Genomic DNA, 21,865 nt, shown 5'->3' with positions numbered 1-21,865 from the left:
GAGCTGGATGGTCACCCTCGCCGAGGTCGCCCAGCACGCCGGAGTCTCGGCGAGCACGGTGAGTTATGTCCTCAGCGGCAAGAGGTCCATCTCCACGAACACCCGGCGGCGGGTCGAGGAGAGCATCCGCGAGCTCGGGTACCACCCGAACGCCGGGGCCCGCGCCCTGGCCAGCAGCAGATCGAACATCATCGCGCTGATGGTCCCGCTGCGGACGGACATGTACGTGCCCGTGATGATGGAGATCGCCATCGCCGTGGCCACCACGGCCCGCGCCCACGGGTACGACGTCCTGCTGCTCACCGGCGAGGAGGGCCCCGACGCGGTGCGCCGCGTCGCGGGCAGCGGACTCGCCGACGGGATGATCCTGATGGACGTCGAGCTCGAGGACGAGCGGCTGCCGTTGCTGCGCGGCGGGGACACCCCCGGTGGAGCGCGGCCGGGCGTACGCGCCGACCAGCCGGCGGTGCTGATCGGACTGCCCGCCGACACTTCCGGCCTGACCTGCGTCGACCTCGACTTCCGGGCCACCGGTGCGCTCTGCGTGGAGCATCTGGCGAAGCTGGGGCACCGCGACATCGCCGTCATCGGCGAGGCCCCCGCCGTGTACGAACGGCACACCGGTTTCGCCGAACGCACCCTGGACGGACTGCGCTCCGGGGCCAGGGAGGCGGGCGTGCGGCTGCTGCACCGGCCGTGCGAGGGCGGGTACGACGCGATGGCCCTGACACTCTCCCGGATCCTGGACGAGCGTCCGGGCACCACCGGGTTCGTCGTGCAGAACGAGTCGGCGGTCGAGCCGCTGCTCGCCCTGTTGCGGCAGCAGGGGCGGGCTGTGCCGGAGGACGTCTCGGTGGTCGCCGTCTGCCCCGAACAGGTCGCCGTCCAGGCTTCGGTGCGGCTGACGTCGGTCGCCATCCCCGCGCAGGAGATGGGCCGGTACGCCGTGGAGCACCTGGTCGCCAAGCTCGACGGGCGGGACGGGGACGAGGTCGTCCTGATCGCTCCCGAGCTGACGGTCCGGGCGAGTTCGGGTCCGGCGCCCGCCCGCGCGTGACCCGCGCCGCCTCGGTCCCGCCCCGTCCCGCCGTCGTTCCTCCGTGGGGTGGCCGGCCGGCCGCCCACCCCACGGAGGCCGGGTTCAGCTGCTGCTGACGGTGAGGTTGTCGGTCCGGAAGTCCAGTCCGCCGGACGACGAGGTGATCTCGTAGCCGAACTGCACGTCGCCGATGGTCTCGTTGCCCATCCAGCCCTTGGTGTCCTTGATCCAGTCGAGGATCGGCAGGATGTTGACGGTCCCGGAAGTGGAGTTGGACGTGCGCAGGAACGAGAAGACCTCGTTGGCGCCGTTGTCGCCCTTGTAGACGTTCCAGGTGTGGCCGCCGAGGGAGACCGTGCCCTGCGGGCCGCCGAGCGGGCCGACGGGACCGTACCGGTTGACCCAGAGCATGATCTCGTAGTCGTAGTCCGTGTCCCAGATGTCGTACGACGTGTTGTACGCGCCCGCGGACGGGACGGTGACGTTGTAGCTGCTGGTCAGCGAACGGAGCGAGTCGATGGTCTTGTTGACCACCTTCTTGGCGTTCGGGTACGACTTGATGCCCCCGGTGTTGGGGTGATTGGCCCAAGTTCCCCAGTTGGTACCGGAGTTGGCCCAGACGCATTGGCTGCCGGCGCCGGAGCCCCAGATGTTGTTGTAGAGGATGTAGCCGTTCAGCGTGGTGTTGCCCCACTGGTCGCAGGAGCTCCAGACCGCGGCCTGGGCGGGGGCGGAGGCCACGCCGACGGTGAGGCCGAGGGCGACGGCGGGCACTGCCAGGACCTTGCCGATCCTGCTCGTGATGCTTGGTGCCATGGGGTTCCTTCCATGGGTGGGGGGAGATCGCCGATGTCACCGCGCCTTCAGGGTGAGGACGCGGTCTTCGTGGGCGACGAGGTCGAGCGGCTCGGCGCCGTCGGAAGTCCTCAGTTCGATGCGGACGGTGCGGGTGGGGCGCAGGACGGCGGTGGCGCCGTCCTCGGTCCAGGTGAGGTCGAGAACGGCGCCGAAGCGGGTCCGTACGCCGTGCAGCGCCCCGCGCGGGTACTCCGCGGGCGGGGCGGGCAGCAGGACCAGTCGGCCGGGGGTGGACTGCACGAGCGCCTCGATCAGCACGGCCGGGAGGGTGTGGGCGGCGTCGGCGTTGTAGACGTCGCGGTGGGGGTAGTGCGCGCTCATCAGGGAGGCGTGGAAGAAGTCGCCGTCGAGGACTCTTCCGAGGGCACGCGCGACCCGTTCGGCGTCGCGGAGACGGGCGGCGATCAGGGCGTGGTGCAGATGGCCGTGCGCGGAGTCGTTCTCGGAGCCGCGCAGTTCTAGGGCGCGGTGAGCGGCGGCGGCCAGGTCCGGGGTGTCGTAGGGGGTGATCTCGTGCAGCGGCCAGACGGCGTAGAGGTGGCTGAGGTGGCGGTGGTCGTAGGCGTCGGCGAGGTCCGGCCGGGCCCATTCGGCCAGTGCCCCGTCCGCGTTGATCCGGTGCGGCGGGAGCCGGTCGGCGAAGGCCCGCCAGCGGTCGGCGTGCTCGGGGTGGCGGTCGGCGGCGGTGCGCAGCGCGTGCCGGGCGGCGGAGAGGTCCATGGCCGCGTTGACCGTCCCCCAACCGGCGTTCGCGGGGCGGTTCTCGGGCGAATAGGAGGGAACGACGACCAGATGGCCCTCGTCGTCGGTGCGGGTGAGGAAGTCCTCGTAGAACAGGGCGACTTCGGCGAGGACGGCGGTGGTGCGGGAATCGTGCTCGCCGCGGGTGTCGTCGTGGTCGACGAGCGGCCCCAGGAGCCAGTCGGCGCCCGCTGTCCACAGGTGGAGCGGGTACTCGCGGTTGAAGTGGTAGCTGTGCCCGGACTCGCCGTCGGAGTGCGCGGGCGCGACCACGCCCCGGGCGCCGAAGACCTCACGGGCGTTGTCCCGCCAGTCGGGCAGCTGGCGTTGGACGAGTGACGCCAGTGCCTCGGTGACCTCCGGGAGGGCCGCCGCGGCGGCGGAGGCGGTCTGGAGGTTGAGGTTGCCGTCGTGGGTGAAGGCGCCGGACCAGGCGGTGTCCCAGTCGCCGGTCCACAGGCCGGTGAGACGGGGCGGGAACAGGCCGCCGGAGGACAGCAGGTGGTAGCGGCCGGCTGCGAAGAGGCGTTCGAGCAGGGCGGAGCTGCGCGGCCGGGTCAGCAACTCCGATCCCGGCAGGGCGCGTTCGGCCGGGTCGGCGGCCAGGTCGAGGGTGACGCGCTCGTAGGCGGTGCGATGGAGGGACAGGTGGCGGGCGAGGAGGGCGTCGTACGCCTCGGCGAAGGACCCTGGCGCCGCCGAGACGTCTTCGGTCCCGCGATCGCCTTCGCCTTCGGTGAGCAGGTCCCGCAGGGCGCGTCCCTCGGCGACCACGTCCGTCTCCCCGGTGTGCCGGCGTACCCGGGTGAGCAGGAGTACGGAGCGCGCGCCCTCGACCCGCACGCCCGACGGGGCGAGCCTCGTCGCGCCGCCGGTGACGGCGACCAGGGTGACGCCGGTGTACGCGAGGTCGCTGTCCGGGTAACGGGCGCGCAGGCTCAGCAGGGCGCCCTCGGCGGTGAGGACGGCGCCGTGTCCGACGCCGAGCGAGCCGGGGGCGCCGGCGAGGCGGGGGTCCAGGCTGATGTCGAGGGTGAGGTCCGGCCCGGTGACGTACTGGACGATCACGTCGTCGGCGCGGGAGACGAAGGCGCGGCCGGTCCGGCCGGCGCGGGCGGCCTCCGCCACGCCGGTGCGGAAGTCGACGGCGCGGCGGTGGAACGGCGGGGCCCCGGTGCCGTCCCGGGTGCCGTCGGGTCGGCGCAGACGTACCTGGAAGGCCGGGTGGAAGGGCCGTACCCACTGGAGCGGGCGGCCGTCGGTGAAGGTCTCGGCGGCGCTCGCGTCCCCGGCGAGCAACCGGTCCTGGAGGGCGGGAAGCGCGTCGGCCAGCCGGGGCGGCAGCCGGTCCTCGTCGGCGCCGACCGGACGGACCAGGGTGTGATGGGTGACGACGACCCGTTCGTCGTCCGGGTCACCGAACACAAGGGCGCCGTGGTGGCCGTTCCCGCTCAGGAAGGCGTCCTCCCAGCGGGCGGCGGGCCGCGGTTCCCAGGTTCCGTGGACGGGTGCGGTCTCGTTCACGGGCGTGCGCGGGGATGCGTTCATGGGCGCAGCACCGCCGCGCCGTGGCGGCCGAGGGTGACCCGGCCGGTGACGTCGGCGCCGGTGAGCAGGTCGTGGTGGGGGCCCGGCAGGTCGACGGCGACCGGTTCGCGGCCGTGGTTGAGCAGGAACAGCAGGTCGCCCCGGCGCACCGCCTCGACCTGGGCGGGGAGTCCGTCGAGCACAGGCCGCACGCCCGCGCCGGCGGCGATCCGGGTGAGGAGGTCGCGCAGCGCCTCGGGCTCCGGGAGCGTCGAGACGTACCAGGCGCGGCCCTTGCGCAGGACGGCGGGCAGTCCGTCGAGTTCGCCGCCCTTGTAGGGCGGCGTGGCATCCGCGGTGCCGTCGGCCTCCAGTTCCTCGGACCACAGGGTGCCGTGGAAGCCCTCGCAGGCGACGGTCTCCCCCGCGTCCAGCGGCCACCACTCGTGCAGGGTGCGGATGCCGAAGAGGTCCCTCAGCCGGGCGTCCATGCCGCCGGGCCGTACCCGGTCGTCCTCGTCGGCGACGCCGGTCAGGAAGCCGCAGACGAGGGTGCCGCCGCCGTGCACGTGGGCGAGGAGGTTGTCGACGGCCGTGTCCGTGAGCAGGTAGAGCTGGGGGACGAGGACCAGCGGGTAGGCGGACAGGTCGTGTTCGGGGTGGGCGAAGTCGGCGGTGAGGTGGGCCTGCCACAGGGCGCGGTGCCAGGCGCGCAGCATGCCGGGGTGGTCGACCTCGCGGGACGGCCGGGCGTCCTGGTCGCCGGCCCACCAGGAGTGCCAGTCGTGCAGTACGGCGACGCGGGCGGTGCTGTGCGTGCCGGCGACGTGCGGGGCGATCCGCGCCAGATCGGCGCCGAGCCGCGTGACCTCCTGGTACGTACGGCCCCGCTCGCCGGCGTGGCTCACCATCCCGGAGTGGAACTTCTCCGCGCCCTGCCGGGACTGGCGCCACTGGAAGTAGCAGACGGCGTCCGCGCCGCGCGCCACGGCCTGCAAGGACCACAGGCGGTTGAGGCCGCGGGGCTTGGGGTGGTTCACCCCGCGCCAGTTGACCGGTCCGGCCGCCTGCTCCATGAGCATCCAGGGTCCCCGGGCCTGGGATCGCGTCATGTCCTGGACCAAGGCGCCCTCCTGGGCGCCGAAGGGGTCGCGCGGGTCGGGGTAGAGGTCGACGGAGACGATGTCCTCCTCCTCGGCCCAGCGCCAGGCGTCCTGCCCCGCCCACAGCGGCATGAAGTTGGTGGTGACCGGAAGGTGCGGGCTGTGCCGGCGGACGATGTCACGTTCGGCGGTGTAGCACTCCAGGAGCATGTCGGACGTGAACCGCTTGAAGTCCAGCACCTGGGCGGGGTTCTTCAGGTAGTGCGGGTGGCGGGGCGGCACGACCTCGGCCCAGTCACCGTAGCCCTGACTCCAGAAGGCGGTGCCCCAGGCGGTGTTGAGGGCGTCGAGGGTGCCGTGGCGGTCGCGGAGCCAGTCGCGGAAGCGGGCGGCTGCCTCGTCGCCCCAGTCGTAGGTGCAGTACTCGTTGTTGATGTGCCACATGGTGAGGGCCGGGTGGCCGGCGTAGCGGGCGGCCAGGTCCTCGGTGATGGCGGCGGCGTAGCGGCGGTAGGTGGCGCTGGAGTGCGAGAAGTGCTGCCTGCCGCCCCACCACTCGGTACGGCCTTCCTCGTCACGGGGCAGGGTGTCCGGGTGGAGGTGCCCCATCCAGGGCGGTGGCGAGGCCGTCGGGGTGGCGAGGACGACGCCGATACCGGCCTCGCCCATCAGGTCCACGATCCGGTCCAGCCAGCCGAAGTCCCGTTCCCCTGGACGGGGTTCGAGCTTCGCCCACGAGAACACGCCCAGCGTCACGGTGTTGACGCCTGCCTGCCGCATCAGACGGACGTCCTCGGGCCAGGTCTCCTCGGGCCACTGCTCGGGGTTGTAGTCGCCTCCGTAGAGAATGCGCCCGCGGGTGGCGTCGCCCAGTCCGGGCATCAGACACGCTCCCGGCGAGTGGGGAGCGTACGGGATGTGCGGGACGCGTGCATGGCCTACCTCGTTCTGCGGGTGTCGGGGAGCGGGACGGCCGGTGGGGGGCGCGGCGGTGGGCCGGGGTTCCCCCTCCGTCAGCCCTTCACGGCGCCGGTGAGCATGCCCTTCTTGAAGTGCTTCTGGACGAAGGGGGACAGCACGGCGACCGGGAGCAGGGCCATGACCATGACGGCCATCTGGACGGCCAGTCCCGACAGCTGCCCGGTCCTGATGGCCTGGCCGAGGCCGACGGGGGCCTCCTGCTTCTGGACGAGCTGGATCATGACGTTCTGCAGGGGCAGCATGTTCTGGTCGTTGAGGTACAGGGAGGCGTTGAACCAGGCGCTCCAGTAGCCGACGGCGTAGAAGAGCGTGATGACGGCGATCACCGCGCGGGACAGCGGCATGACGATCTGCCACAGGATGCGGAAGTCGCCCGCGCCGTCGATGCGGGCGCTGTCCACGAGTTCCTGCGAGATGTTCATGAAGAAGCCGCGCAGCACCAGGATGTTGAAGACGCTGATCGCGCTGGGCAGGATCAGTGCCAGGTAGCTGTCGGTCAGGCCGAGGGTCTGCACCAGCAGGTACGTCGGGATGAGGCCGGCGCTGAAGAACATGGTCGCCAGCAGCGTCATCAGGATCCAGCGGTGCCCGAGCGAGTCGGTGCGCGACAGGCCGTAGGCGCAGAGCACGGACACGGTCATCGAGAACAGGGTGCCGACCAGGGTGACGCCGATGCTGACCAGCGCGGCCCGGGTGACCTGGCCGCCGCTGAGCAGTTCCTGGTAGGCGATGAAGGTGATGTCCTTGGGCACCATCACCAGGCCGCCGGCCTCGTCGATGGTCCTGCGCGTGGACAGGCTGGTGACGATCACGATCCACAGCGGGAAGACGACCGCCAGGCAGGCGAGAACCAGGACGATGCCCTTGCCCGCGAGCCCGGCCCCGGTGGGCGCTTCCTCCCACACCGGGCGGGGCGGGGCGGCCCAGCCCCGGACCTTGTGCGTCGTGGGTTCGTCGATCACGGCGGTCACTTCTTGTACACCCCCTGCTCGCCCATGAGATGGGCCACCTTGTTCGCGGCGAGGACCAGACCGAGGCTGACCACGCCCTTGATGAGGCCGGCGGCGGCCGCGTAGCCGAAGTCCTGGTTGCGCACGCCGTTCCACCAGACGAAGGTGTCGAGGACCTCCGACGCCCCCGGCCCGACGGCGTCGCGTTGCAGCAGGATCTGTTCGAAGCCGACGGTGAGCGCGTCGCCCACCCGCAGGACGAGCAGCAGCGCGATCACGGGCCGCAGCGCGGGCAGCGTGACGTGCCACATCCGGCGCCACCGTCCGGCGCTGTCCATGGCGGCGGCCTCGTACAGGTCGGGGCTGACGGAGGCCAGCGCGGCGAGGAAGACGATGATCCCCCACCCGGCGTCCTTCCACACGCTCTGCGCGGTGAGCAGGAACACGAAGGTGTCGGGGTTGGTCATGACCTCCAGGCCGTCGTGGCCGTTCTGGCGCAGGAGCTGCGAGAAGATTCCCGCGCCGCCGAACAGCTGCTGGAAGACGGCTATGACCAGCACCCAGGAGAAGAAGTGCGGCAGGTACAGGATGGCCTGCGCGACCGCCCGCACCCGGGGCCTGATCACGCTGTTGATGAGCAGCGCGAGCAGGACCGGGATCGGGAAGAACAGCACGAGCTGGAGGAAGAAGAGCACCAGGGTGTTCTTCAGGGCGTTCCAGAACGCCGAGTCCTCCATGATCCGCTGGAAGTTCTCCAGTCCCACCAGGGGACTGTTCAGTATCGAGACGACGCCGTTGTCGCTGATGTAGGGGTCGTAGTCCTGGAAGGCGACGACGTTGCCGAGGATCGGCAGGTAGTTGAAGACCAGGACCAGTGCCACGGCGGGCAGGGTCATCAGCAGCAGGACGCGGTCGCGCCGGTACCGGAGCCGCAGGCTCAGCTTGCCCCGCTTTCTCCGCTTTCCCCGGGGTGGCGCGTCCGGCGGGCCGGCGGCGTCACCGGACGCCGCCGGCTCCTCGACCGGCTTCGTGGCCTCGGCCTTGCTCCGAGGCACCGTGCTGTGCGACACGGCGGTTCTCCTTGCCTCGGTCCCGGGTCAGCCGGCCGCCGGGCCGTTCTCGTCGAGGATCTTCCGGTACCAGTCGCGCAGCTTGTCCCCGCCCTTGCTCTTCCAGTCGGACACGGCCTGCTGCATGTCGCCGATCTTCTTGTGGCCGCGGACGATGTCGTCCTCGAGCTGCTCGAAGTCGTTGGAGAGGCCGGTCAGGCGGGAGGGCTCGGTGATCTGCATCCCGTAGAAGGGGGTCTTCCTGGTGAAGGCGCCCATCCGCTGCTGCCACTCGACCTGTCCCTCGGCGATGTTCGCGAAGTCGGGGTGGGCGATGGTCGGGGCGGGGCTCGCCACCATCACATAGGCGTTGACGACGTGGTTGTTGCCGGTGTCGTTCTTGACCGGGACGCCGTCCTCGACGCTGTAGTGGGTGCCCTCGACGCCGTAGTTGGTCAGCATGAACTCCTTGGTGCCGTACGGCGCCGCGGTGACGTTGGCGACCGCCAGGGTGTCGCGGACGACGGCCTCGGAGGCCTTCTTGCTGACGAAGGCGAAGATGTTGGCCGGCTGCGTCGCGTAGAGCGTGGGGTCGCCGCCGTCGTGGCCGAAGACGTCCATGCCCCAGATCTCGAAGTCCGGGTTCTGGGTGGCCTGTGCCGCGGTCAGGCCGTACCAGCTGGAGATGTCGTTGTTGTAGATCAGGAACTCGCCGGCGGCGAACTTGGTGCCGGGGTCGGTGGCCTGGCTCTTGCCTAGCTTGAAGTCGGGGTGCACGACACCGGCGGCGAACAGTTTGCGGGTCCATTCCAGGGCCTCGAGGTACTGCTCCAGCTCGGCCCGGTAGACCAGCTTGCCGCCCTCCTCGATCCAGCCGAGCGGCTTCTCCTGGCCGGAGGGCACGCCGAACGCGTTGAACGCGGTCCACTTCATGTCGCCGCAGGCCCACCGCTTCGCCTTCGCGTTGGTGGCGTCCTTGGCCAGGGCCATGAACTCGTCGGCGGAGGCGGGTATGTCGTAGCCCTCCTCGTCGAAGACGTCCTTGCGGTAGTACGGCACGATGTTGGTGACGTAGGAGGCGGGCATCGGCAGGCCCCGCAGTCTGCCGCCGAAGATGGAGCGCTGCCAGGCGTCCGTCGGGATCGCCGCGAGGTTCGGGTACTCCTTGACCTTGTCCCCGGACAGGTAGGGGCCGAGGTCGGCGAACTTGCTCGTGATGGCGCTCGGTATCTTGCCGCCCATGTTCCAGCCGGGGATCACCACGACGTCCGGGACGTCGCTGGAGGCGAGGACCGCGCCGAGCTTCTGGTCGTAGGTGTTGCCGTCCTGGTTCTGCCAGGCGACGTCGACGCCGATCAGGTCGTTCATGGCCGTGTAGTAGGCGTTGTCGCCCTTGGGCGGCGAACCCCAGAACGGCGCCATGACGGTGACCTTGCCGCCCTTGCCGAGCTTCTCCGGCACCGAGGTCTTCAGGCCGGCGAGGTCGAGCTTGCCGGTGAAGCCGACCGCGGAGCCGTTCTTCGACGCGATGTCCGGGGTCACCACGCTGCCGGCCACGAAGGCCGGGAGGATGTCCTTCGCGTCCTTGCTCGAGGTGGTGCCCTCACGCGAGCCGCCGTCCGCACCCCCGCACGCGGCGAGCAGCGGCATTCCCCCCGCCACCGCTGCGGTGGCGACCGCCGTGGAGGCGAGGAAGCTTCTCCGGCTGGGCCCGGAGGAGGTGGAGGCATTCGGCGTCATTGCGTCAACCCTTCATGGCACACCAGGACACCCGGCGGCGGCCGTCGGCTGCGGTGTCTTCACTGGAACTGGCTGAGCCGAAGCGGTCGTTCGGAGGGAACGTGCCGGGGAGGCGGCCTCGCAGTCGAAGCGCTTCGATGTTGCTGCGAGGTTAAGTGAACACCCAAGGACGCACAAGAGTTGCTTACAAGATTCCTCGGAGGTGCGCCGAGGAGCCGCAATATCACCATGCATGCGCAATGCACGCGCGGTCTTCAAGGAAATGTCCGCGAGGTTCCGCCAGGCGTCCGATCGCTCTCCCCTGCGTCCTTGACACCCACCCCTCCTCGGAATCAGCATCGAAGCGCTTCGAAAGCGCTTCGTCGTTCCTTCGCAAGGGGATGCCCACGTGACCGCACCAACACCGCCCACGCCGCCTTTCCGCGATCCGCACCTGCCGTTCACGAAGCGCATCGACGACCTTCTGTCGCGGCTGACCCTCGAGGAGAGAACCGGAGCCCTGCACCAGTTCACGCCCGCCGTCGAGCGGCTGGGCGTCGCCGCCTTCCGCACCGGTCAGGAGGCACTGCACGGTGTGGCCTGGATGGGTCCGGCGACGGTGTTCCCGCAGGCCGTCGGGCTGGGGGCGACCTGGAACCCGGAGCTGGTGCGCCGGGTCGGCGAGGCGGTGTCCCGGGAGGCCCGCGCGATGCGCGCCCGGGACGAGCGGGTCGGTCTCAATGTCTGGGCACCGACCGTCAATCTGCTGCGCCACCCCCTGTGGGGCCGCAACGAGGAGGGCTACTCGGAGGACCCCCGGCTCACCTCGGCGATTGCCACCGCCTACACCCGGGGTCTGCGCGGTGACCATCCGGTGTACTGGCGGACGGCGCCGGTGCTCAAGCACTGGCTCGCGCACAACAACGAGACGGCCCGGGACACCACGTCCAGCTCGGTCCGCCCGCGGGTGCTGCACGAGTACGATCTGCGCGCCTTCCGGGACGCCGTCGAGGCGGGTGCGGTGGCCGGCGTGATGCCCGCGTACAACCTGGTCAACGGTCGTCCGAACCATGTCTCGCCGTATCTGCGCGAGCAGTTGCGCACCTGGACCGAGGAGGAGCTGCTGGTCTGCTCGGACGCCGGCGCACCGTCCAACCTGGTCGATTCCGAGCACTACTTCGACACCCACGAGGAGGCCGTCGCGGCCTCGCTGCGGGCCGGGGTCGACAGTTTCACGGACCACGGCACGGACAGCTCGGTCATCGTGGGACGCCTCGAAGGGGCGCTGCGGCAGGGGCTGTTGACGGAGGCCGAGATCGACGGCGCTGTCCGCCGGCAGCTCTCGGTGCGCTTCCGGCTCGGCGAGTTCGACCCGGGCGCGGACCCGTACGGGGGCGGCGGGAACACCGGGGACGCCGGCGCCCCGCAGACGGGGGGCGGCGCCGACGAGCACGCCTTCGACACTCCGGAGCACCGGGCGCTGGCGCAGGAGGCCGCCGAGCAGGCCGTCGTCCTGCTGAAGAACGACGGCCTGCTGCCCCTGGCCCCGGCGCACACCCGTGTCGCCGTGGTCGGTCTGCTGGCCGACGAATGCAAGCTCGACTGGTACAGCGGCACCCTGATCCACCGCTCCACTCCCCTGGAAGGGTTCTACGAGCGGTTCGGCGCCGAGCGGGTGGAGTTCACGGAGGGCGTGGACCGCGTCCTGCTGAAGACCTCCGCCGGCGCCTTCCTGCACGTCCCGCCGGCGCCCGACACCCCTGAGGCGGCGCGCGGCGCCGAGGGCGCGCTGGATCCGGCGCTGCTCGCCGGCCGTACCGACCTGGCCCCGCTCACCGCCGGACCGGAGGGCACCGAACTCGCCCTGGCCGACTGGGGCGAGGGCGTGCTGACCCTGCGTGCCCCGGACGGCCGGTATCTGTCGGTCGCCGAGGACGGTTACCTCCGCGCCTCCGCCGACCAGCCGGGCGGCTGGGTCGTGCAGGAGACGTTCCGGCTGGAACCGCACGGTGGCGGTCACCTCCTCAGGCACGTGGGAACAGGACTCCCTGTGCAGGTCGCCGCCGACGGCGTGAAGGTTGCCCCAAAGAACGCCGCTGCCGCGGAGAGCACGGCTGCCGGGCAGGACGCGGCAGCCGGCGCGGGCCCCGAGGTCTTCGAGCTGATCGTCACCGAGCACGGCGAGGAGGCGGTGGCGCGGGCCGCGGCACGGGCCGACGCGGTCGTGGTGGTCGCCGGCAACGACCCGCACATCAACGGCCGGGAGACCGAGGACCGGACGACGCTCCGGCTGCCCGCCCAGCAGGAGCTGCTGCTGCGCTCCGCCCGCACCGCCAACCCGAACACCGTGCTGGCGCTGGTCTCCGCCTACCCGTACGCGGTCGATCCGACCGACCTGCCGGCGATGCTCTGGACCGCGCACGGCGGCCAGGCCGCGGGCACCGCGCTGGCCCGGGTGCTCGCCGGTGACGTCTCCCCCGCCGGCCGGCTTCCGCAGACCTGGTACGCCGACGACGCCGACCTCCCCGGTCTGCTCGACTACGACGTGATCGGCTCCCGCCAGACCTACCTGTACTTCGGGGGCACTCCGCTGTTCCCCTTCGGCCACGGCCTGTCGTACGCGGCCTTCGCCTACGGCGGCCTCACGGCGCGGGCCGAGGAGCAGGGGGTACGCGTCTCGTTCACGGTCACCAACACGGGGGCCGTCACGGCCGACGAGGTCGTCCAGCTCTACACGCGGGCCGTGGACCCCTCGGTGCCGCGTCCGCTGCGCGAGCTGGTGGCCCACCGGCGGCTTTCCCTCGCGCCCGGCGAGACAGCCGGGATCACCTTCGAACTCCCCCTGTCCGCCTTCGCGTTCTGGGACGTGGCGGTGGGCCGGTGGCGGGTGGAGCCGGGCCGGTACGAGCTGCTGGCCGGCGCGTCCAGCGCGGACGTCCGGCAGTGGACCACCCTCACGCTCGACGGCGAGCCCGCCGTCCCCCGCGCGGTGCTCGAACACGGCCTGGACGCGGCCGGCTTCGACGAGCAGAGCGGCACCGAGATCGTCGACCGGAGCAAGGAGTCGGGCGACGCGGTGACACCGGTGGCCGGGCAGGAGGGCGAACTGGTCTTCCGACGCTGCGACTTCGGGAACGGGGCGAGGGAGGTGACCGTCGAGGTGTCCGGCGAGGGCACCGTCGAACTCTCCCTCGACGACGGCCCGGTGCTCGCCGGACTGTCCCCGTCGGCCCCGGCGTCGGGCCCGTACGAGTACGTCACGCTCGGCGCTCCCCTCGCTTCCCCCGGGGTCCCGCTGGCCACCGCCGGGGTGCACGAGGTGCGCCTGCGGCTGCGCGGCCCGCTGCGGCTCGCGCGGGTCGGCTTCTCCGCCTGAGGACACGGAGAAGTACGGAGAGGTACGGAGAGGTACGCACCGGAACGGAACCGAAGGGGCCCGGCACCGAAAGGCATCGGTGCCGGGCCCCTCGCGGGCGGCCCTCCCGCGTCACCCGCGAGGCCACCCGAAAACGGCTCCCGGAGACCGGCAACCGGCCGCCTGCCTCAGAGGGCGAGGCCGCTCAGGACCATCACCCGCTCATAGGTGTAGTCGTCCATCGCGAACTTCATGCCCTCGCGGCCCACACCGGACTGCTTGGCGCCGCCGTAAGGCATCTGGTCGGCACGGTAGGAGGGCACGTCGCCGATGACGACGCCGCCGACCTCCAGGGCGCGGTGGGCCCGGAAGGCGGCCTGGAGGTCGCGGGTGAACACGCCTGCCTGGAGGCCGTACTTGGAGTCGTTGACGGCGGCGAAGGCGGCTGCCTCGCCGTCCACCTTCGTCACCGTCAGGACAGGGCCGAAGACCTCCTCGCGGGCGATCGTCACCCCGGCCGGTACGTCGGCGAGCACGGTCGGCGCGTAGGAGGCGCCGTCGCGCTTGCCACCGGCGAGGACGGTGGCGCCGGCCTCGACGGCCTCCTGCACCCACGCCTCGACGCGTTCGGCGGCGTCCTGGCTGACCAGCGGGCCGACGTCGGTCGCGTCATCGGCCGGGTCGCCGGTGACCTGGGCCTCCACGGCGGCGACGATGCGCGGCAGCAGCCTGTCGTACACGGAGGTGTCGGCGATGACCCGCTGCACGGAGATGCAGGACTGGCCGCCCTGGTAGTTGGAGAACGCGGCGATGCGCTGCGCGGCCCGGTCCAGGTCCTCGTCGCTCGCCCAGTCGGCGAGGACGACGGCCGCGCCGTTGCCGCCGAGCTCCAGGGTGCAGTGCTTGCGCGGCACCGAGTCCATGATCGCGTAGCCGACCTTCTCGGAACCGGTGAAGGAGATCACCGGCAGCCGCTCGTCCTGCACCAGGGCGGGCATGCGGTCGTTCGGAACCGGGAGGATGCTCCAGGAACCGGCCGGCAGCTCGGTCCCGGCGAGCAGCTCGCCGATGAGCAGCCCGGACAGCGGGGTCGCCGGGGCGGGCTTGAGGACGATGGGGACACCGGCGGCGATGGCCGGGGCGATCTTGTGGGCGCACAGGTTCAGCGGGAAGTTGAACGGCGCGATGCCCAGGACGACGCCCTTCGGGAACCGCCGGGTGAGGGCGAGCCGCCCCTGGCCGCCGGCGTCGGTGTCGAGCCGCTGGCTCTCTCCGCCGTTGAACCGGCGGGCCTCCTCGGCGGCGAAACGGAACACGGACACGGCCCGGCCGACCTCGCCGCGCGCCCACTTGATCGGCTTGCCGTTCTCGGCCGAGATCAGCCGGGCGATGTCCTCGGTGCGCTCGACGAGCTGCCGGCCGACGTGGTCGAGAGCGGCGGCGCGGACGTGGGCGGGGGTGGCCGCGAACGCGTCCCGTACGGCGTACGCGGCGGCCACGGCCTCCTCGACCTGGGCCTCGGTGGGCACGCTCACCGTACCGACGACCCGGCCGTCCCACGGGGAGGTGACGTCGAAGGAGGCCTCGCCGGTGGCCTGGCGGCCGGCGAGCCAGAAGGCGTGGGTGGCCGCCCTGTCTTTCTGAGGCATGGGGAATCCCGGCCCTTCCGCGTTGGGTGGATGTTTGGCCTGTCACATCCACCGTAGGGGCGCGCCGACGACGGGGCGTTTGTCCGAGTCGTAGCAGTCGCTCACCCCGGCGCGCCGCTTTGGCGGATCGGCGGCCGTCAGTCGGACGACGTCGCCTTCAGCGCCAGCCACAGCTCCATGCGGACGTCCGGGTCGTCCAGGGAGCGGCCGAGTATCTCCTCGACCCGGCGCATGCGGTAGCGCAGGGTGTGGCGGTGCACGCCGAGGTCGGCCGCCGCGGCGTCCCACTGCCCGTGCCGGGAGAGCCACGCGCGCAGCGAGGCGACGAGGTCGCCGCGCCCGGTCGCGTCGTGTTCGTTCAGCGGCCGCAGCAGTCCGTCGGCGAAGGCGCGGACGGCGTCGTCCGCGAGCAGCGGCACCACGGACCCGGCGGCCATCTGCTCGTGCTCCACCAGCACCCGCCCCCGCCTCCTGGCCACCGACAGCGCCTGTCCGGCCTGCTTGTAGGCGGCGGACGCGGCGATGGGGCCGACCGGCGCGGAGAGCCCCACGACCAGTTCGTCCTCGTCGGCGCCCATGAGGGGTTCGTGGGCTCCCCCGGCGCCGCGCACGGCTTCCAGGGCGGCCGCGTGGTCGCAGCACGCGGCCACGGCCGCGCCGCCGTCCGCGGCCAGCACCACCAGCCGCTCTCCGTCCGGCACCACCAGGACCGCCTCGCCGGAGCGGGCGGCGGCGGACTCCATGGCCTCCTCGAGCGCGCCGAGGGCGTCGCCGTTCGGGTCGCCCTGGGCGCGGGCGGCGGGCGCCGTGCCCGTCTCGGCCACGACGATCCGGAAGGGTGCGTCCAGGAGACCGCCGTACAGGTGTCCGGCCACCGCGCGGGCGTGGTCCGGCTCACCGGCGAGCAGCATGCGCAGGACGGCGGCCCCGATCCGCTGTTCGGCGGCGTGCAGGGAGCGGGAGCGTTCCGTGATCAGGGTGAGCAGCGCGATGGCGGAGTGGACGGCGTACCGCTCGGCGGTGCCGAGCGCCGCGGCGGTGCCGAGGGCGAGCACGGCCCGGGGGCGCCGGCCGGTGCCGAGGGTGTGCAGTTCGACCCGGTCGTCGTCCTCCGGTCCGGCGGCGACCGACGAGGCGGGCGCGGCCCGCTCCCGCAGCCGTCGCACGTCGGCCGTGAGCCGTGCGGCGCGCCGGCCCGCCCACTCCGGCGCCGTGGCGACGACGGCGCCCGAGGCGTCGTACAGCGCAGCCCATCCGTCGACCTGGGCGGCGAGCGCGGCCAGCAGGCCCTCGGGCCCGCCGGTCAGCGCCTGCCGGGTCAGCTCCCGCTGGGCCGCGAAGCCCGCGGTCACCGCGCGGTACTGGTCGGCCGCGGCGGCGGCGGAGACGGCCTTGCTGATCGCCAGGAAGGGCGTGCGGCGCGGCACCTCCAGGAGCGGCAGCCCCTCCTCGCGCGCGGCCTCGACCAGTGCCTCGGGGATGTCCTCGTAGTGGACCCCGACGGCGAAGCCGAGGCCGACCACCCCCGCCTCCACCAGCCGCTTCACATAGCGGCGCATCGCCGCCGCGTCCTCCGCGTCCAGTGTGAGGGCGGTGATGAGCAGCAGCTCACCGCCCTCCATGTACGGCACGGGGTCGGCCAGCTCGCTGGCGTGCGCCCAGCGGACCGGCACATCGAGGCCGTCCTCACCCGCGCGCACGGTCAGTTTGAGCGCGGAGTGGTGTGCGAGCGAAGCGAGCGTCAGGGGCATGGCGCCTTCAGGTCGACGGGGGAACGGCCGGTCGGGTGTCCGAGCCGGTGAGTGATATGACGTTTTGGCCGCCACGTATGAACGACCCCTGTCGATTCTGCCTCACCGTATGCACACTGCGTCGCCACATATGCTCCGCTCCCGACGCTCGCCCGCCCGCTGCGGACTGCCCCGCCCGGAGCTGCGCCACCCCGCCCCGCGCCCCTCAGCCCCGCAGGTCGACCAGCAGCGGCGGCGTGTGCTCGCCCCGGACGTCGGTCAGGGACAGCACCGCGTGCCCGGCCGGCATCGCGTGCGCGAGTTCGGACGCGGACCACCGCTCCCGCTCGACCTGCCGTACGGTGACCGCCCGCGCGGTCGGCGCTTTGCCGGTGATCGCCCGCCGCACCGCGTGCCAGGCCTTGCCCGCCGGGCTCTCCGCGATGATCTGCCGGTCGGTGACGTCCCGTGCCTCGGTCCACTCCTTGCCCCAGACCTCGGCGAAGTCCTGCCCGTCCCAGGGGGTGAGCCCGGCCAGCGCCATCCTGCACCCGACGGTCCCGAGCAGGGGGCCGCGCAAAGGCCTCGCCACGTCGTCCAGGGTGCGCAGGGTGAGTACGGCCCCCGCGTTGGCCGACCGCAGCCGCTGGATGCCGCGTACGGCCTCGGGGGTGATGACGCCGGTCGCGTCGTCCAGCACCAGGCAGGCGAACAGGGACCGGTCCTCGCGCTCCGTCACGCTCGCCGTGAACTGGGCGAGGACGAGCCGGGCCAGCACCCGCGACGCGTCGGCGTGGCCCCGGGCGGGCAGGTCGACCCGGACCCGTACGGGGTGGTCCAGCGCCTTGAGGGTGAAGGGCCGGGACTGCCCGGAGGTGTCGAAGAACCCCGCGAAGGCCGGCCGGTCGAGCAGCGCCACCCGATCGGCGAGGACCCCGCCGACGTCACCGGGATGCGCCATCTGCCGTTCCCGGGCGTCGAGTTCGCGCAGCAGTGACTCCTGCCCCGTCTCCGTCAGACCCCGGCGCAGCTCGGCGAGCGGGCCGGGCGAGCCGTCGAGCAGGCCGCGCAGTTCGGGGACGGAGGGGAAGCGGCCGTGCACCGCGCGGAAGGGGCCGAGCAGCTGGGCGAGGACGGTGGTGGCGCGCCGGCTGTCGTTGCCGGGGTGCGGATCGGCCAGGTCACCGACCAGCGCCTCGGCGAGGACGGCGGCGGCCTCGTCGGGGTCGGTGGTCCCGCCGTACAGGTCGAGGTCGTACACGGAGTCGGGGTTGCCGATCCGTACCACGACGTCGTACGCGTCGGCCGGGCCCGCTCCCACGCCGGCGGCGCCGACGACGACCACCGCGGCGCGCCCGGCGAGCGCGTGCAGGCACAGCGACTCGGCGAGCGGCCGGACGACGGCGCCGGTCTTGCCGGAGCCGGCCGGTCCGACCGCGACCAGGGAGGTGCCCAGCAGTTCGGGCCCGAGGGCGAGGCCGGTGCCCCGGTAGGCGTACAGGTTGCGGGCGTCGTCGGCGGTGGTGCCGAGCCGTACCTGCCCGGTGAGCAGGTCGTGCCGGGCCTGCCGGGCGGGCAGGTCGCGGACGCCGGAAGGGTGCGGGCAGGCGGCGGCGCCATGGCTGAGCACCGTGCCGGTGAAGGTCGCGAGAGGGTGCCGGCCGCTTCGCACGCCCTGCCAAGCGCGGCTGATGCGGGCGTGGTCCACGTCCCGCATCAGCCCGGCGCGCGCGTCGGCGGCGAGCCGGTCCGCCGCGTCGGCGGCGCCGGCGGCACGCAGCGCGGGCCAGGTGGCGGGGTCGTCCTCGGGGGCCGGCGGGCGCTCGGCGGCCCGGGGGGCGCGACGCCAGGCGGGCGGCCCGTAGCGCCGCCAGATCTCGCCCCAGCGGCCGAGCCGGCCCACGCCGACCATGATGAGGCCCGCGATCAGCACGTAGTAGGCGTAGACCACCACGACGGCGGCGAAGCTGTGCGGCTCGGCCCACGAGTCGGGGATCATCGCGTAGAGCGGCAGCAGCCACCAGCTGCCGAGGTAGCCGTTCCACAACAGCGACCAGATCAGCCAGCCCACGAGGAACGCGATCAGGGCCCCGCTGAACAGCTGCCGTCCCGGAATGCGCTCCGGTTCCTCCTCCGGGCGCGGCCGGTGTCCGAACCGCCACACGCCGGGCAGTGCCTCCGGGCGGGGCGTGCGCAACCAGGTCAGGAACGCCGACCCGTCCGGCAGGGGCGGCATGCCCGGTGCCCCGGCCGGCCTCGGAGGCACCGAGGGCACCTCCGGTGGCCCGGCAGGACGCGGCACCGGGTTCGCGTGCGTGCCCCGCGCGTCCTGCGTCCCGTCGCCGTCCATCGCCCTTGCCCCCTGAGCAGCCGCGCCGTTGACCATCAGCGAGCCAATCTAACGCCCCCGCAGGGCGAGTTCACCGTTCACCCGGCCGGGTCGGGCCACGACGGCGCTTCGCCCGGTGCCGGGTCGCGCCGCATCCCGCGCGGTTCCGGCCGTCACCGCGCGCCGCCTGCCCGCCGTGCCCCGGACCGCCGTCACACCGCCGCCTTTCCCCTGCCCCGGCCCCCGCTATGTCCACACCGGACAACCCGGCCCCCCGGACAACGCCCACATGGAGCATGCCCAGTCTGCTCTCCCCGCCCTAGCCTGCGAGAAAAGAAGGCAAGTGTCCGTTACACCCCCCAGGAGCCCCTCATGACCGCACTTCCGCAGGAGCGCCGCGTCGTCACCGCCGTCCCGGGCCCGAAGTCGCAGGAGCTGCAGGCCCGCCGTACCGCCGCGGTCGCCCAGGGCGTGGGCTCCGTACTGCCCGTGTTCGCCGCGCGCGCGGACGGCGGGATCATCGAGGACGTCGACGGCAACCGGCTGATCGACTTCGGCTCGGGCATCGCGGTGACCTCGGTCGGCGCCTCCGCCGAGGCCGTCGTACGCCGTGCCGCCGCCCAGCTCGCCGACTTCACGCACACCTGTTTCATGGTCACGCCGTACGAGGGGTACGTGGCCGTGGCCGAGGCACTCGCCGAGCTGACCCCGGGCGACCACGCCAAGAAGTCGGCCCTGTTCAACAGCGGCGCCGAAGCCGTCGAGAACGCCGTCAAGATCGCGCGGGCCTACACCAAGCGGCAGGCGGTCGTGGTGTTCGACCACGGCTACCACGGCCGCACCAACCTCACCATGGCGCTGACCTCGAAGAACATGCCGTACAAGCAGGGCTTCGGGCCGTTCGCGCCCGAGGTGTACCGCGTTCCGGTCGCCTACGGCTACCGCTGGCCGACCGGCGCCGACCAGGCGGGCCCGGAGGCCGCCGCCCAGGCCATCGACCAGATCTCCAAGCAGGTCGGTGCGGAGAACGTGGCCGCGATCGTCATCGAGCCGCTCCTCGGCGAAGGCGGCTTCATCGAGCCGGCCAAGGGCTTCCTGCCCGCGATCAGCAGGTTCGCCGCGGACAACGGCATCGTGTTCGTCGCCGACGAGATCCAGTCCGGCTTCTGCCGCACCGGCCAGTGGTTCGCCTGTGAGGACGAGGGCATCGTCCCGGACCTGATCACGACCGCGAAGGGCATCGCCGGTGGACTTCCGCTCTCCGCCGTGACCGGACGCGCCGAGATCATGGACGCGGCCCACTCCGGCGGCCTCGGCGGCACCTACGGCGGCAACCCGGTGGCCTGTGCGGGTGCGCTCGGCGCCATCGAGACGATGAAGGAGCTGGATCTCAACGCCAGGGCGAAGGCGATCGAGGCGGTCATGAAGACCCGTCTGACCGCGATGGCCGACAAGTTCGACCTCATCGGTGACATCCGCGGCCGCGGCGCCATGATCGCCATCGAGCTCGTCAAGGACCGTGCGACCAAGGAGCCGAACCCGGAGGCGACGGCGGCACTGGCCAAGGCCTGCCAGCAGGAGGGTCTGCTGATCCTGACCTGCGGCACCTACGGCAACGTGCTGCGCTTCCTGCCGCCGCTGGTCATCGGCGAGGACCTGCTGAACGAGGGCCTGGACATCCTCGAGCAGGCGTTCGCACGCCTCTGAACAGGCATGCGTGCACATCTGAGCCGTCACCGGAGCGGTTGAGCCGCCCCGGTGGTACCGCCGGGGCGCGAGCGGCGGAGCGTGTGAAGAACGTGTGCGGGGTGGATGGCAGGAGCCTGTTGGCCCTGTCCCGGGCCCACCCCCTGCCGTAGGTTCTACCGGGACAAGAGATACACCCGCTCACAGGGAACTGTGAGCGGTACGGGCCGAGGCCTCCCCAGCTTCGCCCTGGTCGTGCCCTCGCGCACACAACCGGAGCCCCCGGGTTTCGGGTCTCCTCACGATCGGACGGCCGCCCGCCCCACACCCCCCGGGGCGCGCGGCGTTCCGATCCGGATGGCAGTCCACGCGTCACGCGCGGCAGGCCGTCTCCCGAAGGGCCAGTGCTCACCCCCCTTGCACTGGCCCTTCGGCGTGCTCCGGGACCTGCCGCCGCGAACGGCGGCGCGTCCGCGAATGCGAAGCTGTGCACCATGCTGCTGCTCGGACCTCCCGTTCTCGTCTTCGCGCTGATCACCTGGCAGGTCGTCGCCGACGGCCCCCTGGTGGATCTGGACGAACGGCTGAGCAGGGTGCTCCTCCGGCCGGACCGGGCCTCCGAGCTGCTCGCCGACCTCGGCAACACCGAGGTGGCCGTGCCCGTCCTGGTGTCCGCTCTGGCGTACGTCGCGTGGCAGGGGCGTGCCACGGGCCGGGACCGCTGGTGGCTGCCGCCCGCGGCCGGAGCCGTGGCGATGGTCCTGGTGCCGGTGCTCGTCGTGCCCCTGAAGGCCTGGACCGACCGCCCCGGCACCCCGGCCGTACCCCCGGCGGTCGGCTACTACCCCTCCGGCCACACCGCCACCGCCGTCGTCGCGTACGGTGCGGCGGCCCTGCTCCTCGTCCCGCTGCTGCGCTCACCGGCGGTCCGCCGCGCGCTTCTGCTGCTCTGTGCCGCCCTGGTCGCCGGCGCCTCCTACGGCCTGGTGCGCCGGGGCTACCACTGGCCGCTGGACGTGGCGGCCAGTTGGTGTTTGGGGGCGGTACTGCTGATCTGCCTGTGGCTGTCGGCCGGCCGGAGCAGCCGTCCAACAGCCGCCGACCGGCAGTCGGCCGGCCGGCCGACGTAGCCGCAGGCGCCGCGGACGG

13 protein-coding genes are annotated in these 21,865 nt (G+C 72.4%); 4 read left to right on the top strand and 9 right to left on the bottom strand.

What is annotated here, in order from left to right; genetic code table 11:
* Positions 1-7: 7 nt before the first annotated feature.
* Positions 8-1,057, top strand: coding sequence for a LacI family DNA-binding transcriptional regulator (locus OHB56_RS30365; protein WP_326754997.1), 1,050 nt, complete (start codon positions 8-10; stop codon positions 1,055-1,057).
* 84 nt (positions 1,058-1,141) lie between these two features.
* Here OHB56_RS30365 and OHB56_RS30360 read toward each other — a convergent pair whose 3' ends face one another.
* The 6 genes from OHB56_RS30360 to OHB56_RS30335 all read right to left on the bottom strand — a co-directional run bounded on the left by OHB56_RS30360 (position 1,142) and on the right by OHB56_RS30335 (position 9,988).
* Positions 1,142-1,855: a GH12 family glycosyl hydrolase domain-containing protein gene (locus tag OHB56_RS30360; RefSeq protein ID WP_326754996.1), complete on the bottom strand. Its 714-nt coding sequence runs from the start codon at positions 1,853-1,855 to the stop codon at positions 1,142-1,144.
* A gap of 36 nt (positions 1,856-1,891) precedes the next feature.
* A complete protein-coding gene (locus OHB56_RS30355; protein WP_406356707.1) occupies positions 1,892-4,186 on the bottom strand; it encodes a glycosyl hydrolase family 95 catalytic domain-containing protein in 2,295 nt (764 codons plus the stop codon).
* Positions 4,183-6,150, bottom strand: a complete 1,968-nt coding sequence (locus tag OHB56_RS30350; protein ID WP_406356705.1) for a beta-galactosidase — start codon at positions 6,148-6,150, stop codon at positions 4,183-4,185. The genes OHB56_RS30355 and OHB56_RS30350 overlap by 4 nt, the downstream gene beginning before the upstream one ends.
* A 131-nt stretch (positions 6,151-6,281) precedes the next feature.
* Positions 6,282-7,220, bottom strand: coding sequence for a carbohydrate ABC transporter permease (locus OHB56_RS30345; RefSeq protein WP_326754993.1), 939 nt, complete (start codon positions 7,218-7,220; stop codon positions 6,282-6,284).
* Complete coding sequence (locus OHB56_RS30340; protein ID WP_406356704.1) at positions 7,217-8,269, bottom strand: ABC transporter permease; 1,053 nt, start codon at positions 8,267-8,269, stop codon at positions 7,217-7,219. Before OHB56_RS30340 ends, OHB56_RS30345 begins: the two co-directional genes overlap by 4 nt.
* A 27-nt stretch (positions 8,270-8,296) precedes the next feature.
* The gene (locus tag OHB56_RS30335) at positions 8,297-9,988 is read right to left on the bottom strand and encodes an extracellular solute-binding protein (RefSeq protein WP_406356702.1); all 1,692 of its coding nucleotides are present in this window, start codon (positions 9,986-9,988) and stop codon (positions 8,297-8,299) included.
* A 388-nt stretch (positions 9,989-10,376) separates the two neighbouring features.
* Here OHB56_RS30335 and OHB56_RS30330 point away from each other — a divergent pair, with 388 nt between their 5' ends.
* On the top strand, positions 10,377-13,343 hold the full coding sequence (locus OHB56_RS30330) for a glycoside hydrolase family 3 C-terminal domain-containing protein (protein WP_406356700.1): 2,967 nt from the start codon (positions 10,377-10,379) through the stop codon (positions 13,341-13,343).
* 167 nt (positions 13,344-13,510) lie between these two features.
* Here the strand turns inward: OHB56_RS30330 and OHB56_RS30325 are convergent, their stop codons facing one another.
* From OHB56_RS30325 to OHB56_RS30315, 3 genes are all read right to left on the bottom strand, one after another.
* Entirely contained in the window at positions 13,511-14,971 is a 1,461-nt protein-coding gene (locus OHB56_RS30325; protein WP_406356698.1) for an aldehyde dehydrogenase family protein, read from the bottom strand.
* A gap of 137 nt (positions 14,972-15,108) precedes the next feature.
* Positions 15,109-16,722, bottom strand: coding sequence for a PucR family transcriptional regulator ligand-binding domain-containing protein (locus OHB56_RS30320; RefSeq protein WP_406356697.1), 1,614 nt, complete (start codon positions 16,720-16,722; stop codon positions 15,109-15,111).
* Positions 16,723-16,927: 205 nt separating this feature from the next.
* A complete protein-coding gene (locus tag OHB56_RS30315; protein WP_406356695.1) occupies positions 16,928-19,051 on the bottom strand; it encodes an ATP-binding protein in 2,124 nt (707 codons plus the stop codon).
* A 351-nt stretch (positions 19,052-19,402) separates the two neighbouring features.
* Between OHB56_RS30315 and gabT the strand changes: the two genes are divergently transcribed.
* The gene (gene gabT / locus OHB56_RS30310) at positions 19,403-20,737 is read left to right on the top strand and encodes a 4-aminobutyrate--2-oxoglutarate transaminase (protein WP_326754986.1); all 1,335 of its coding nucleotides are present in this window, start codon (positions 19,403-19,405) and stop codon (positions 20,735-20,737) included.
* A 473-nt stretch (positions 20,738-21,210) separates the two neighbouring features.
* Positions 21,211-21,846 (top strand): phosphatase PAP2 family protein, encoded by a 636-nt coding sequence (locus tag OHB56_RS30305; RefSeq protein ID WP_326754985.1) that lies wholly within the window; start codon positions 21,211-21,213, stop codon positions 21,844-21,846.
* Positions 21,847-21,865 lie beyond the last annotated feature (19 nt).

Origin of the sequence: Streptomyces sp. NBC_01635 (assembly GCF_045209715.1) — a bacterium.
Classification (GTDB): domain Bacteria; phylum Actinomycetota; class Actinomycetes; order Streptomycetales; family Streptomycetaceae; genus Streptomyces; species Streptomyces hirsutus.
The sequence above is the reverse complement of the archived record's forward strand: the minus strand, read 5'-3'. Positions and strand labels throughout refer to the sequence as shown.